At 54.9% G+C, this 14,904-nt stretch carries 13 protein-coding genes and 1 tRNA gene; 5 read left to right on the plus strand and 9 right to left on the minus strand.

Features of this window, described 5'->3' with window-relative positions:
• The first annotated feature begins 13 nt into the window (after positions 1–13).
• From I9182_RS01560 to I9182_RS01580, 5 genes are all read left to right on the plus strand, one after another.
• Positions 14–1,048, plus strand: a complete 1,035-nt coding sequence (locus I9182_RS01560; protein ID WP_209596049.1) for a cysteine synthase A — start codon at positions 14–16, stop codon at positions 1,046–1,048.
• Positions 1,048–3,474, plus strand: a complete 2,427-nt coding sequence (locus I9182_RS01565; protein WP_209596051.1) for a DUF3772 domain-containing protein — start codon at positions 1,048–1,050, stop codon at positions 3,472–3,474. Before I9182_RS01560 ends, I9182_RS01565 begins: the two co-directional genes overlap by 1 nt.
• 142 nt (positions 3,475–3,616) lie before the next feature.
• Positions 3,617–3,706, plus strand: a tRNA-Ser gene (locus I9182_RS01570).
• A 224-nt stretch (positions 3,707–3,930) separates the two neighbouring features.
• Entirely contained in the window at positions 3,931–4,311 is a 381-nt protein-coding gene (locus tag I9182_RS01575; RefSeq protein ID WP_245222458.1) for a group 1 truncated hemoglobin, read from the plus strand.
• The gene (locus tag I9182_RS01580; protein ID WP_209596053.1) at positions 4,308–5,366 is read left to right on the plus strand and encodes an adenylate/guanylate cyclase domain-containing protein; all 1,059 of its coding nucleotides are present in this window, start codon (positions 4,308–4,310) and stop codon (positions 5,364–5,366) included. Before I9182_RS01575 ends, I9182_RS01580 begins: the two co-directional genes overlap by 4 nt.
• Before the next feature lie 6 nt (positions 5,367–5,372).
• Here the strand turns inward: I9182_RS01580 and I9182_RS01585 are convergent, their stop codons facing one another.
• The 9 genes from I9182_RS01585 to guaA form a co-directional block, all read right to left on the minus strand.
• A complete protein-coding gene (locus I9182_RS01585; RefSeq protein ID WP_209596708.1) occupies positions 5,373–5,987 on the minus strand; it encodes a TetR/AcrR family transcriptional regulator in 615 nt (204 codons plus the stop codon).
• A 113-nt stretch (positions 5,988–6,100) separates the two neighbouring features.
• On the minus strand, positions 6,101–6,970 hold the full coding sequence (ppk2, locus tag I9182_RS01590) for a polyphosphate kinase 2 (protein ID WP_209596055.1): 870 nt from the start codon (positions 6,968–6,970) through the stop codon (positions 6,101–6,103).
• A 49-nt stretch (positions 6,971–7,019) separates the two neighbouring features.
• Positions 7,020–7,973 carry an alpha/beta hydrolase gene (locus I9182_RS01595; protein WP_209596057.1) on the minus strand — a complete coding sequence of 318 codons (954 nt, stop codon included), beginning with the start codon at positions 7,971–7,973 and terminating at the stop codon, positions 7,020–7,022.
• Entirely contained in the window at positions 7,963–8,880 is a 918-nt protein-coding gene (gene metA / locus I9182_RS01600) for a homoserine O-succinyltransferase (RefSeq protein WP_209596059.1), read from the minus strand. The genes I9182_RS01595 and metA overlap by 11 nt, the downstream gene beginning before the upstream one ends.
• A gap of 36 nt (positions 8,881–8,916) precedes the next feature.
• Positions 8,917–9,789 (minus strand): ATPase, encoded by an 873-nt coding sequence (locus I9182_RS01605; RefSeq protein ID WP_209596061.1) that lies wholly within the window; start codon positions 9,787–9,789, stop codon positions 8,917–8,919.
• A gap of 47 nt (positions 9,790–9,836) precedes the next feature.
• On the minus strand, positions 9,837–10,736 hold the full coding sequence (locus tag I9182_RS01610) for a DMT family transporter (protein WP_209596063.1): 900 nt from the start codon (positions 10,734–10,736) through the stop codon (positions 9,837–9,839).
• Positions 10,737–10,835: 99 nt separating this feature from the next.
• A complete protein-coding gene (locus I9182_RS01615; protein ID WP_209596065.1) occupies positions 10,836–11,999 on the minus strand; it encodes an outer membrane protein transport protein in 1,164 nt (387 codons plus the stop codon).
• A gap of 125 nt (positions 12,000–12,124) precedes the next feature.
• A complete protein-coding gene (locus tag I9182_RS01620) occupies positions 12,125–13,030 on the minus strand; it encodes a DMT family transporter (protein WP_209596067.1) in 906 nt (301 codons plus the stop codon).
• 211 nt (positions 13,031–13,241) lie between these two features.
• The gene (guaA, locus tag I9182_RS01625; protein ID WP_209504093.1) at positions 13,242–14,801 is read right to left on the minus strand and encodes a glutamine-hydrolyzing GMP synthase; all 1,560 of its coding nucleotides are present in this window, start codon (positions 14,799–14,801) and stop codon (positions 13,242–13,244) included.
• Positions 14,802–14,904 lie beyond the last annotated feature (103 nt).

A 14,904-nucleotide genomic window follows, 5' to 3' on the forward strand; every position in this document is an offset into this window, starting at 1 on the left:
ACAAGGGGCCATCATGCGCATTGCACGAGATCTTGCTGACGCAGTAGGAAAAACACCGCTGATCCGGCTGCGCCGCATCAGTGAAGAAACTGGTTGCGATATTCTCGGCAAAGCCGAATTCATGAACCCCGGCCAATCCGTCAAGGATCGTGCAGCACTCTATATTATCCGTGACGCAGTCGCGCGGGGCGATTTGAAGCCCGGCGGCACCATTGTGGAAGGCACCGCAGGCAATACCGGTATTGGCCTGGCGCTGGTGGGTGCGTCAATGGGGTTCAAGACCGTGATTGTGATCCCGGAAACCCAGTCGGAAGAAAAGAAAGACATGCTGCGGCTGGCCGGTGCACAACTGGTTCAAGTTCCGGCCGCACCTTATCGTAACCCCAACAATTTTGTGCATTATTCCCGGCGTTTGGCCGAGAAATTGGCGCAGACCGAACCCAATGGGGCGATCTGGGCCAATCAGTTTGACAACGTGGCGAACCGGCAGGCCCATGTTGAAACCACAGGACCCGAAATCTGGGAACAAACAGATGGTAAGGTCGACGGGTTTATCTGTGCTGTCGGGTCGGGTGGTACGTTGGCCGGGGTTGCCGAAGCGCTGCAGCCCAAGGGTGTGAAAATCGGTTTGGCCGATCCCATGGGGGCGGGTCTCTACTCTTACTATACCACCGGTGAAATCGCGATGGAGGGAGGTTCGATTGCCGAAGGTATCGGACAGGTGCGGATAACAAAAAATCTCGAAGGGTTCACGCCGGATCATTCCTATCAAATTACTGACACCGAGGCACTGCCTTACATCTTTGACCTGCTCCGCGAAGAGGGGCTGGTTATGGGCGGGTCGACCGCAATCAACATGGCGGGCGCTGTGCGTCTGGCCAAGGAAATGGGGCCGGGCCACACGATTGTGACCGTCCTTTGCGACTATGGCACACGGTATCAGTCCAAATTGTTCAACCCGGACTTTCTGCGCGAAAAAGACCTACCGGTACCGAATTGGATGACCGGTGCACCGCGCAGCATTCCCGGCGTTTTCGAGGACGTGTGATGCCTAAGCAGGCTCGCCTGTTTCTGACACTGGTTTTTCTGTGTCTTGTCGGGTTCGCAGGCGGTGCTGTTGCGCAGCTGACCGACAGGCAAAGCGAGTATTACCGGGGCTGGATAAAAACGGCGGACCGTGCCGAGTCGGTGATCGAAGCAAACCGTGCGTCAAACGCTGCGTTTGAGAATTTACGTTCTGAAATAAACGGTTACCGAGAGGACTTTAACAAGGCGCGCAGCGCCAATACGGATCGTATCGCAACGCTGGAAAGCCAGATCAAGGCGCTTGGTCCGAAACCCGAAGGGGACGCGACCGAACCTGAAGATATCGCTAAATTGCGAACTCATCTTAATGATCAGCTCAACAGTTTGCGCGTGCCTCGCATCATTTCCGAAGAAGCGTATAGCCGCGCAAACGGATTGATCAGTGAAATCGACCAGATTATCCGGAAACGGCAAACGAAGGAGTTTTTCCAACGCGGTCCGTCGCCGATCAACCCCGTATATTGGGGACCTGCGTGGCAGGATGTAAAAGAAGCGCTTTTGAGCCTGGCGAATGAAATATTTGCCAACCTGCGATCGGACGTTGTCAAAGAACGCATCCGTGATCGCGGTTTGGGCATTCTGTTTTTAGTGATCCTCGCGGCAGTTCTGCTGATCTTTGGCAAGCGTTGGTCAGAGAAGGGCGGCGACTATCTAAGATTGCTGGGTGGAGCCGGGACAGGTGCCTGGTCCTTCATCATTTCGCTGCTGCGGATCCTGTTGCCCTGGATTGGTGTCGTTGCCGCCATTACGGCGATCAGCCTATCGGGCATTCCGGGCCTGCGCGGCAGTTTGTTGCTGGAAAATATCCCGTATTGGGCGGCAATCGCCTTATTCTACGACTGGATCGGCCGACAGATTTACGTGATTGGTGCTTCGCAGGGGTTCAAGCGGCTGTCTGCCGCGCGGATCACCGAGTTGCGCATCTACATCGATCTGTTGGCTTTGATGCTGATCCTGCATGAATTGGCGCTTCTGTTCCAGCAGATCGAAAACGTCTCGGACGCGACCCGTGCGGTCATCAGTTTCCCCGTGATCGTCGGAACGGCTTTGCTTTTGCTCCGTGTGCGCCAAATCCGGACGAACGACCAACTGCTTGATCAAACGGCGTCCACAAGGGCGGCCGGATTCAGCCAAATGGTGGAATTCCTGCGCAAGGCCATGTTCCTGCTGGGGATCGCAACACCCGTACTGGCACTTGTCGGCTACACTAATGCGGCCGAAGCGATCGTGTTTCCGGCGGTAAAAACGCTGGTTCTGATTGCCGCTCTGGCAATTTTCCAACGGTTCGTCAGTCAGATATACGGATGGATCACAGGGCAGGGCGACGCTGCGCGCGACTCTCTTTTTTCGGTCCTGGTGGGCTTTGCACTCGCCATCCTCGCGCTGCCTGTTTTGGCGATTTACTGGGGTGCGCGCGAAACCGACCTGCTTGAAGTATGGTCACGTCTGTTGCTTGGCTTTGACATTGGCGGTGTCACGATCTCGCCCAGCAATTTCCTGACGTTTATCGCTGTTTTCGCAATCGGATATACGCTGACACGGTTGTTGCAAAGCGGGTTGCGCAACTCGCTGTTGCCCAAAACCAGTATCGATCCGGGCGGGCAGAACGCGATTGTCGCTGGCTCTGGGTATATCGGAATATTTCTGGCCGCGCTGGCTGCGATCATGGTCGCGGGGTTTGATCTGTCGTCGCTGGCAATTGTTGCAGGTGCACTGTCTGTCGGTATTGGCTTTGGCCTGCAAACGATTGTGTCCAATTTCGTGTCCGGTATCATCCTTCTGGTCGAACGGCCAATTTCCAAGGGTGACTGGATCGATGTGAACGGGATGATGGGCTACGTACGTGACATTTCCGTCCGCTCGACCCGTATCGAGACGTTCGACAGATCGGATGTGATCATCCCGAACTCGGACCTGATCAGCGGCGTCGTCACGAACTACACCCGTGGCAATACTATCGGCAGGGTGATTGTTCCGGTCGGCGTTGCCTACGGTACAGATACGCGTCTGGTCGAGACTATTCTGGGTGAGGTTGCAAACAACCACCCGATGGTGCTGGCCAACCCGGCGCCCAGTGTGGTTTTCCAAGGATTTGGGGCGGATGCGTTGGATTTTGAAATCAGGGCGATCTTGAGGGATGTGAACTGGGTTCTGTCCGTCAAATCCGACATGAACCACGAAATCAACCGACGCTTCCTAGAAGCAGGCATCGAAGTACCCTTTGCACAGCGTGATATCTGGCTGCGCAATCCCGAAGCATTGCCGACCTCGAACAAGGTCAAAGAGGTTGGATCAGCGTCCAAACAGAACGTAGATGAATTGGCGACAAGAGAGCCAGTGGAACTGACCGAATCTGATCTGGACCCTGACGCTGGCGATGAATTATGACGACCAGTCGGAAAGCTCAAGGGGGAGTTTCTGGTCGTTTGCCCCTCCGGGAAGGCTACCGGATTTAATTGATCCATTCCGGTGATTTCACCGAATTGGGGCCTTGCAAATCTTATGACATTGGTCCAAACATCGCCGGCACGGAGAGGTGGCCGAGTGGTCGAAGGCGCACGCCTGGAAAGTGTGTAGGCGGGGAACCGTCTCCAGGGTTCGAATCCCTGTCTCTCCGCCATCACCCCCTTGGACAGAAGCCCAAACCCGCCCCGGCGTCTCGGCTGTGTACAACTTAGTTTCGTGTACCACGCCGGGTCTTCGAAAGCGCAGGATCGTACTTCCCGGACACTTTTGCTTTTCCTAAAATGAACGCGCGTTAAGCCGGAAAACGAAAAAAATACCACAAACATTAACAAAAATGTCCATTTGATATAGAATTACAGTGTTTTTGTTCGGTAACTCTTGGGTTTTCGTGTGGCGCAAACGCTTTATGATAAATACGGTGGCTTCAAAACGATCAGCCGTGTCGTGATGACCTTCTATGAAATGGCGTTGGATTCGGATGACATCGGCCATTATTTTGAAGATATAGATATGCCGCGGCTGATTGATCATCAGACGAAGTTTGTATCGTCCCTGATAGGCGGACCGGCGTCATTCAGTGATGACAGGATCGAAGCCGTACACAGGCATCTGAGTATCTCACATGACGAATTTGATGTGATGGCTGAGCTGTTTGGCGAAGCGCTGAGCGTGCATGGTATGTCCGATCAGGATATCAAAACCGCGCTGGCCGCAATTGAAGGGAAGCGTTCAATTATCGTCGCCCGAAACGCGGCATGAGCATTCATGCAATAAACGAACAGCTGTTACGCGCCATCGGTGTCGGCATTGCCGTGGTGCGCGCCTCGGATCTTCAGTTCGTTTTTCATAACGGGCCGTTTTCGGAGTGGTTTGGAACCCCTGAGAACGACAGTACACTTACGGACATTCTTCCCGCCCTTGATCCCAAAGAGTTGGAAGACGTCAAGCAATCGGGCCTGAGATATTCGGTTGAGTTGCAGATCAAACCAAAGCGGCGGACGTTGATCTTTGCAGTCGCAGTTTCGTTGGCCAAAGGGCTGTCCGAGCAGGTTCTGATTGTCGAATGCCAGAACATCACGCGCATTCGCGAGCTGGAAAGCATGATCGACAGCTATTCCACCATGGTCGAACGCAACACGCGAGAGCTGGAACGCGAGAAAGAACGGGTGGAACGCCTGCTTCTGAACCTGATGCCACGGGCTGTTTATGAAGAGTTCAAAACCTTCGGTGTCGTCACTCCGCAGCTCTACAAGCAGGTGTCCGTGGTCATGCTGGACTTTGTGGGTTTCACCGATTTCGCGGCCAAGACCGACCCGACAGTGACCCTGAGCGAGTTGAACGACATTTTCACAGCGTTTGACAGGATCGTTGAGCAATTCGGGTGTGAAAGGATCAAAACGATTGGGGACGCATATCTTGCGGTCTCAGGCATGCCTGACCCGACACCCGATCACGCGACTGCTGTGGCCCATTGCGCGGTACGTTTCCTGCGCTATCTCGAACGCCGTAACGAAAGCCATCCCCACAAATGGCAGGCTCGGATCGGTTTGGGTATGGGGGCCGCGGTCGGGTCTGTCGTGGGTATTCAGAAATACGTCTACGACGTTTTCGGTCCGGCGGTAAATATCGCGTCCCGACTGCAAATTTTCGCCAATCCTATGAAAATCGTTGCGCCGGAAGAGATGAAATACGCCCTGATTGACGAGTTTCAGGTCTCGGACCTGGGGGGCGTTGACATAAAGGGAATGGGCGAGATGAACCTGATCAACGTAACGTCCGGGCTGAGCTTGCCGCAAAGCAGCCGTACTTTCTGACAGGTGTCAATCGTCCTGCGGGATCAGGCCCAGCCCGCGCAGGTAGATACCAATGCCGCTTTCCAGTAGGTCTTCCGGGGGGAAGGGTGACGTCGCCCCGGTATTGCGCGCGTATAATTCGACCACGCCATGGCTCATCGCCCAGATATGTGCGCTGAACATCGACGCGGGCGGGCGTTTTTCAGGTGGAATATGCTGCGACAGGTCGTCGGCGGCTTTTTCAAGAACGGATTTGGCCCGATTGGCGGCCATTGATAGCTCGGGGGTGCGATTCAACGAAATTCCGCTTTCGAACATGGCAATGTAATGGCCGGGGTTCTTCCGGGCAAAAGCCAGATAGGCCCGCCCGGTTGCCTCGAAGGCCGTCAGGGCAGAGGGTTGGCCCTTGTCATAAGCGTATTGCATCAGGTCCGCGAACATCTCGAACCCTTGCCGTGCAGCTTCGGCGATAAGGTCTTCACGCCCTTCAAAATGGCGATAGACTGCGGCTGGTGTTACGCCAGCGGTTTTGGCGGCTTCAGATAACGTAAAACCTGTCGGCCCCTTTTCTTCGATCAGGGACAAGGCTGCCTCGATCAGGGCTTGCTTTAGGTTTCCGTGATGATAACCGCGTTTCGACATCCCGGCCTCAGGCTCTTTGATTAGGTATTGGAAGACAAGCGGATAGACCACATGCACACGGTCGTCCAACACTTGCCCTTGAAAGCCTTGGCCGGGCAGGGCGAAAACGCAACCTACGCTTCCCAGACATCCGGACCACCGCAGATCAGGGGATCAATGTCGCCAATGCTTTTTGCGTCCTTCTCATCATAGTCCAGCGTGTGCAGGACCGTTTGGATTGCTGCAAGACGGGCGCGTTTCTTGTCGTCGGACCGGACAATTGTCCAAGGAGATATGTCTGAATGTGACCGGGTCAGAGTTTCCGAAATCGACTGTGTGTATTCGTTCCACTTGTCTAACCCAGCCACGTCAATTGGGCTGAGTTTCCATTGCTTTAATGGGTCGATTTCACGGGCCAGAAAGCGGTTCAGTTGCTCAGCGCGCCCGACATTGAGCCAGAACTTGAAGAGTTTGATGCCATCATTGACCAGACCCGTTTCAAGCGGCAGAACCTGACGAAAGAACCGCTCGCGCTCTTCCTGGGTGCAGAAACCAAAGACGTTCTCGACCACGCCGCGATTGTACCAACTTCGGTCAAAGAAAACGATTTCCCCGGCGGCGGGCAGGTGAGGGATGTAGCGCTGGAAGTACCATTGACTGCGTTCAGTCTCTGAGGGTTTGCTGAGCGCCACGTTGCGCGCGCCGCGTGGGTTCAGATTTTCACGAAACCGTTTGATCGTTCCGCCCTTGCCGGCGGCATCGCGGCCTTCGAAGATGATGGCGATCCGTTGGGCGGTGTCCTTGACCCAAGACTGCATTTTGACCAGCTCGATCTGGAGCAGTTCCATCTGCTCATCATAGTCCTTGGTCTTCATCTTCTCGCTATACGGGTAGGTCGGATTCAGGATATCGCCTTTCTTCGAATTCTCGATCTCATCCCGCACAGCTTTGGGCGCGCTTTCCTGAAAGTACTTCTCGATAGAACCTTTTGCGGTCCGGGCCATTTGTCACCTCGCGATAAAACCCATATCCGACTATGGATTAGTGCTTGGATTAACGCAAACCTGCACGCCGCGCTGCACGATCAATTGCGGCAGCAACCTCGGGCGCTGCGACAACCTGCGGCATGTGACCGATCCCCGGTAACGCGACCAGTTCGGCCTGCGGGATTTGCTGGATCAGACTTTGGGAATGCCATTCAAGGCCGACAGTGTCGTCGGCGGTGCCGTGAACGATTTCGGTTGGCACTGAAATCTCACCGTATCTCGGCTGTATTTGGGTTATCTCATCCAATAGGTTGGCCCGTTGCTTGGCATTTGCATGCATGGAACTGCGACGGATGGTCAGGCCGGGCCCGAAATGATCAGCGTATCCGGCAGGGGCCGATTGGGGCGCAAATACACTGTCCAATGCCCGTGTCACGTACCAATCGGGCACGAATGAAGAGATCAGGGGCAGGGCGAGCGCGTTGCCGACCGAGGTAGACGCCAATTGGTTAAACCCATCCAGCGGCGTTTCCCACGGAATGGCAGCGGGTGCGATCAGAACAAGCGCCGAGAGATCCTCGGGCCTGGTGACCGCCCATGCAAGCGCCACTGAACCGCCATAGCTTTGGCCCGCCACGATAGGCTTGTCCGCCCCAAGCTGGGCAGCAGCTTTTTGCAGGATATCCGCTTGTTCCGTGATCGTTTCACCGTCTGGGTTGAAACTTTCTGAAAATCCCAGGCCGGGCCGGTCAAAAACGATGACGCGGTAGTTTTCAGCCAGAATGGGTGCCAGCGCAAAAGTCATGTCGCGGGTGTTGCCGCTTGAGCCGTGAAGAAGGACCACGTCTAGCCCTTTCCCCATGACAACCGCATGAACGGCGATCCCGTCGACATCAAGAATCTGGCCTTCGGGTGGGAAAGCCGCTTCTGCCTGCGCTTCATTCCGGGCGCTGCGCCACGCAGTCACAGCAGCAAGGCCCAGAATGATGAGGCCAAAGGATATCAAGTTCTTAGCGGCCAATTTCGCTCATATCAAAAGGCGTCGTCTGATAGATTTCGTTTATCCAGTTCCCGTAAAGAAGATGCGCGTGGCTGCGCCAACGGTTTTGAGGTGTCTTGGATGGGTCATCATCCGGATAATAGTTGATCGGCACGTTGATGGGCGTGTCATTGGCGACGTCGCGGTCATACTCCTGTTTCAGCGTGTCGCTGTCATATTCAAAATGATTGAAGATATACAGCGCGCGGTGGCTGGGATCCTCGACCAGACAAGGGCCTACATCGTCGCTGCCCAGAAGGGTCGTCAAACCCTGCGCAGCGTCGATCTCAACTTGTTTCATTTCCGTCCAGCGGCTGACCGGGATAACGCAATCGTCAGAGAACCCACGTAAGAAAGGTGATGCAGGGTTCAGATTGCGGTGACGGAAGCAGCCAAAGGCCTTGGCATCCAGCATGTGTTTTCGGACACCATGAAAATGGTTGATCATCGCCATCCCGCCCCAACAAACGCCAAAGGTTGAGTGAACGTTTGTCTGAGTCCAGTCAAAGATCTCGCTGATTTCATCCCAATAGGTGACGTCACAAAATTCCAGATGCTCGATCGGTGCGCCAGTAATGATCAGGCCGTCGAACTTTTGGTCCTTGACCTCCTGAAAAGGCTGATAGAACTCGGACATATGCTCGGCGGCGGTGGTTTTTGTCTGGTGTTCCGTCATACGGATCAAAGACAGTTCGATCTGCAACGGGGTTGCGCCGATCAGGCGCGCAAACTGGTTTTCCGTCTGAATCTTCTTCGGCATCAGGTTCAGCAGCCCGATGCGCAGGGGGCGAATATCCTGACGCATTGCCTGATCCTCGGACATGACCATAACGCCCTCTTTGTTCAGGACATCATAGGCGGGCAGATCTGAGGGAATTTTGATGGGCATGTGTCTTACTTCGAAGAGATTAGGGAAAACTGGTAGTTAGGCGTTATTGCGACTGGCCTCAAGGGTGCGTTCGATCAACTCATCGAAATCAGCCGCATCGCGGATCTTGCCGATGTCGTTGGCATCAATCGTCACGCCCCAGTTCTTTGCCATCGCCTCGTACCGGGGCTGACGATGGGCCAGGGCTTGCGCATAGGTCCAGCGAACAAAATCATCGGGGTTGACCTCGGCCTCTGCACAGCCGTGTTGATCCAGATACTCGGTCCAGGAACGGGTCAGGAAATTGGCCTGATAAGACATGGGTTTTGGGGCCTTGTCGAAACGGCGCACAAGATCGGCCGTATGACCCTCGTCACCCTTTAGCCAGATCATGAGGGTTTGCCGCGCGAGTTCAGACAAAACCTGATCTCTTGGGTCCTCGGGATCTACCCACTCGCAGATGGATCCGCCCGTATCGCAGATAAAGTGAGGATATTTGTACAGACGTTCGGCGCGGTCGATGAAGTATTCGGTGTCCAGCAGCGCATGAATTTCGGCCAAGCGAAACTGTTCCTGCCTGCGGCGGTATTCCGGCATGTCCAAGCCACCCAGATCGGGGTTTCCCGGCTTGCCCAGATAAGCGGCAACAGGTGTCAGGTTGGCGAATGAAATATTCGAACCGATATAGATCGAATCCGACAACAGCAGTTCACGCAAGAACGGAACTTTCATAGCCTCGGCCTTGGCATTGTCGGTAATGTACTCGCCCATATAGCGTGTTCCGATCCGGTAATCGATCGAGTAGTGGAACCAGTTCCCGGAATCTCTGAGGATGTTGGATACGTAGGTCTTGCCCAATCCTGACATGCCAAAGAACAGCACTTTCTTGCGGCTTGCGGTGCGCCAGTCATTGGCTGAGGTGTAGATCATTTTGCGCTGTCCTTTTTTGCCCTAGCTAAATCGGGCAGCGCACGGCGTCAATTGGGCTGGGACGAACGATTCAGAACCAAAAGGCCAATCGCCAGAACGGCAAAGCCCAGAAAGGCGTTAGGGGGCAGGGACTCTTCGCGCAGCAATGCGCCCAGAACTATAGCGACCGGGGGTATGACAAGCGTCACCAGCATAAGATTGCCACTGCCGGCCATTGCCAAAACCCGATAGTAAAGCAGATATGCGCCGGCCGTTGCGACGATCGCATAGTACCCGATGGCCGCCCAGGTTATTGCGGGTAACGCCAAGCTGGGTACTCCATCAACTGCTAGTGTTATTGGCAATACCAGCACTGTCGAAGCCGTCAGCATACCGGCGGCGGCAACCACCGGTGGAAGGTGCGATAATGTCTGCCTCGCCCAAGCCGCGGCGCATGCGTAGGAAACTGTTCCGGCCAACACTGCAAGCTGAGCGGTGCTTTGCAGGCTGAAACTCAAGAAATTCTGCGCTCCGATCGCGATTGAGACACCAAGAAAGCCCAGGCAGACACCCAGTAGCCGGTTTTTTGTCAATCGTTCGTCGCGAAAAAACACTGCTGCTATCAGAACGCCGAAGATCGCAGTTGCTGCGTTCAGGATCGCCGTCAGACCCGTGTCAATGTACAGCTGCCCCCAAGCCATCAGGCTAAAGGGGATGACGTTGTTCAACAGCCCCATGACCAGAAAAGCGCCCCAGACTCGGGGCACGCTTGGCACCTTGCCCCCCCCCCCGATCCAAGTCACCAGCCACAAGACCAGCATGGCCCAGAATGTGCGGTGCAAAACCGACGTCATCACGGGAAGTGTGTCCAGAGCGACCCGGATGGAAACAAAGGAGGCGCCCCAGATCAGTCCAAGCAGCAAAAGCTCGGTCCACCCGCGGAGAGAGAGGTGTTTTTGTTCGTTCATGCGGGCACTGTTTCATTGAAGTTAACCAACGGCGACCCGGTTCATGCGAAAAAGCCCCGCAGAAACTGCGGGGCTTTGTAGTAAATATGATTACTCAGATCAGTTCAGAGCGTATGTGATCTGAAAACCAACGCTCCAGGCGCTGTTGCCAGTGAATGTACCACGTGCCGCCGGACCGGCGCCATTTGAGGTGGCATCTCCGATATCCGTGTAACGCACACCACCGGAAATTTTGGCATTCTCAAGAGAATAGGTGCCACCCAGACCGATGCTCCAGAACCCATCTGTCGGGCCGAGGTTCGACACCGGCGTACCTTGGGAAGATTCGTAGCCCAGTGTCACAGCACCAGAAAATTCTTCCGAGAACTGATAACCCAAACCCAGCGAGTAGGTGAACGTGGCTTCGTCATAATCAACCAGGTTCGTCGTCGGCGGATAGTTTGGCGGGTTATACACAAGCTGTGGCCAGTCGACCCAACGGATCGAGCCGAACAACAATGTCTTGGGCGCCACACCAGTCTGGAAATCCAAGTTGATTGACTGGGGTGTTTCAATCTCACTTGTGGTGTTGAACGTTGCGACAGTCCCCGGTGGAATTGGTGGGAAAGGAGGCGGATTGAGCGATTCTGTCTGCGAAAGGTCGTGGCTGATCTTGGAGTTGTAAGTCAGCGATACACGTGCAGCGATTTCGGGTTTTTCCCACGCGACACCAACGACATACCCGAATGCGGTATCAGCGCTGGTATCCACCTGATAGCCTGCGGTAATCGGAACAGTTATCGAAGCCTCGACGCGTTGCGCGCGAATACCACCGATCGCACTGAATCCGCCATCGAATTTGTAGCGCAGCAGTGCAGTGATGGCATCTGTATCCGCTGTCGCCCTCAGGCTGTCGGTCCGACCGCCGGGAATTGGGTTGATAGACAGGGGATACGTGCTCGCGTACTGAATATCGGCGCCGTAGGGTTGATCGTAGATCAGCGCGAAATCAAGTTTTTCCGTAAGCGCCGTTTTGTACCCCAAGTGTGGCGTAAAGAAGTCGTTTGCAACTTCGCCGGAAGCAACGGGTTGGCCGCCGTTTGTACCAAAAATGTCTGGCATCGTACCGGTCACGCTTGGGTCGGTATACCCCAACCGAAACTGAACTGCAGAGCCTTCTTCAAAGATCAGGTTGATACCCTGACCGCTGCGGTCCAGACCGCCTGCATAACCAGCCGTTGCTCCAACGCACAAAGCGCACGTTGCGAGTAGTGTTGTTTTCATTCTGTCCTCCCGAACTTTTTTCGAGTATTTGCCTGGCGAAGAATTGAGTGAGTCCAGCGCCTACTCGTTGTGTAATGCGCGATACTTTCTTTTCAGTTAGTTTAAGGTCAACTGGTGACGGTGCGTTACTTGCTACCACTACAGTTCTGAACTGTTGCTAAACTGTTACGATTTTCGGACCAGATGTTCAGGAAAATGCCTGTAAAGATGACAGCAGCACCGATCAGCACCCAATGGTCGATGGGCTCGTGATAGAGGATCATTCCGATCACCGCGATTGTCGGAAGGCGTGCAAAATCAAAGGGAATGACGACGGTTGCCGGGGCGATAGACAGGGCATTGGTAATGCAGAAATGCGCTAACAATCCCGCCAATCCAACCAGAATCAAGTAGGGAGCAGTTTGCATTGTCGGAAGCGCAATCTGACCGTCGATGCCAGCGGCTGTGGCCCCAAGGACCGCTTGCATTGCAGTCAGCCAGAAAACGATACACCCAATGCTGGCACAACGCGTGAGCTTCTTAGTGGTAATCGTTGTAAAAGCAAAGAATACCGCGGATGCCGCCGCTGTTATTAAGCCGGGGCTCAACGGGGCAGCGCCTGGGCGCGTGACGATCAGAACTCCTGAAAACCCAATTAGCGCCGCTATCAACCGGAGCGGGGTCAACCGTTCGTTCAGAAACAGCGGCGATAGCAGGATCACCCAAAGCGGCTGAGTGAACTCCAGCGCGAAAACCTGAGCCAAAGGAGCCACTGCAACGGCGTAGAACCAGAGATTTTGCCCTGTAAAATGTAAAGTGTTTCGTAGGGCGTGCAATCCCAGCCGTTCGGCTGAAACCTGATGCCAGTTGCGAGTTAAAGTCAGGACTGTTGCAACAACGACGAACCCCACGATGCTGCGATACATCATGATTTCAAAGGTATCATGCGCAGAACTCAGCTCACGCCCTGCAACCGCCATGGATGAAAATGAGGCGATCGCACCCGTCATCCAAAGACCGGCCTTCAACACGTCTTTCTGTGCATGGCTCATTTCGGGCGTCCATCAGGTTCGTCGCGGGGCCGCGCTGCCAAAAGACCGCAAAGCCAAGCGCTTATGATAAGCAGACTGGGTTCGTCAGGCTATTCAAACGCCGAAGGTGCGCCAGATTCAAGGTCGCATAGGTGACCGCCCCGAACAAAGGCTTGAACCAACAGGGCGTTTTGCAGCTCAATCAGTTAGGTTTTTCGCAGGCATCTGCTGGTCATTCCCACTCGATGGTGCCGGGAGGTTTCGATGTGATGTCATAGGTACACCGGTTGATGCCTTTGACTTCGTTGATGATCCGCGTTGCCGTTTCGCCCAAGAAATCATGGCTGAACGGGTAGTAGTCCGCGGTCATGCCATCGACAGATGTGACGGCCCGCAGCGCACAGGCGTAGTCATAGGTGCGTCCGTCGCCCATGACGCCTACGGTGCGCACTGGTAAGATGGCGACAAAAGCCTGCCAGATGTCATCATAGAGGCCGTGTTTACGGATCTGGTCGATATAGATCGCATCGGCTTCCCGCAAAATACCCAGCTTTTCACGTGTGATTTCACCGGGGCAGCGGATTGCCAGACCTGGGCCGGGGAAGGGGTGGCGTCCGATGAAGCTCTGTGGAAGACCAAGTTCGCGGCCAAGTGCGCGCACTTCATCCTTGAACAGCTCTCGCAAGGGCTCGACCAGCTTGAGGCCCATCTTTTCCGGCAAGCCACCGACATTGTGGTGCGATTTGATGGTTACAGAAGGCCCGCCTGAAAATGACACCGATTCGATTACGTCCGGATAAAGCGTGCCTTGCGCCAGGAACTCGGCCCCTTCAATGGTGTCGGCGTGTTTCTGGAAGACGTCAATGAACAGTTTGCCGATGATCTTGCGTTTGGTTTCCGGGTCGCTTTGCCCTTCAAGCTCGCCAAGGAACAGTTCGGATTCGTCCGCGTGGATCAGCTGGATGTTGTAGTTGTCGCGGAACATGCCAACAACTTCCGTAGCCTCGTTCTTGCGCAACAGCCCGTGGTCGACGAAGACGCAGGTCAACTGGTCCCCAATCGCCTCGTGGATCAGGATCGCCGCGACTGAGCTGTCAACACCGCCCGACAAACCGCAGATGACCTTCTTGTCGCCAACCTGCTCGCGGATCTTGCGAATCATCTCTTCGCGATAGGCCCCCATGGTCCAGTCGCCTTTGAAACCGGCCAGCTTGACGAAGTTCTCATACAGCTTCGCGCCCTTGGGCGTGTGGTGGACTTCAGGATGGAATTGCACGGCATAGAAATGACGCGCTGGATCGGCTGTGATTGCAAAGGGCGCGTTGGGCGACGTGCCGAAGACCTGAAACCCCGGCGCGATTTCACTGACGTGGTCGCCGTGGCTCATCCAGACCTGTTCATCCCCGTCGTCAAACCAGCCGTTCAGAATTTCCAGTTTGTCTTTTGGCGTGACAAAAGCCCGACCAAACTCGGCCGTGCCATGGCCGCTTTCGACCTTGCCGCCAAGCTGGTGCATCATCACTTGCTGGCCATAGCAAATGCCCAGGATCGGCACGCCGTAGTCAAAAATCTCTTGCGGAGCACGGGGTGACCCCTCGCGCGTCACACTGTCTGGCCCGCCCGAGAAAATCACGGCACGTGGTGCCATTTCCCGCACAAAATCCATCGTGACATTCTGGTAGGGGTGAATTTCGCAATAGACATTCAGTTCACGCAGGCGGCGGGCAATAAGCTGCGTAACCTGGCTGCCGAAGTCGATGATCAGAAGGCGGTCGTGGGATGTCTGGGTCATGTCAGCGCCTTAGGGCAAGCCCGCACATTTCGCAAGAGCGAGGTCCAAATCCTGCGCTGGTTTCGGCAAAGTTCACCGCAAAGATCTTTGACACGAGGGTTTT

The organism is Ruegeria sp. HKCCSP351 (assembly GCF_017872535.1).
Classification (GTDB): domain Bacteria; phylum Pseudomonadota; class Alphaproteobacteria; order Rhodobacterales; family Rhodobacteraceae; genus Ruegeria.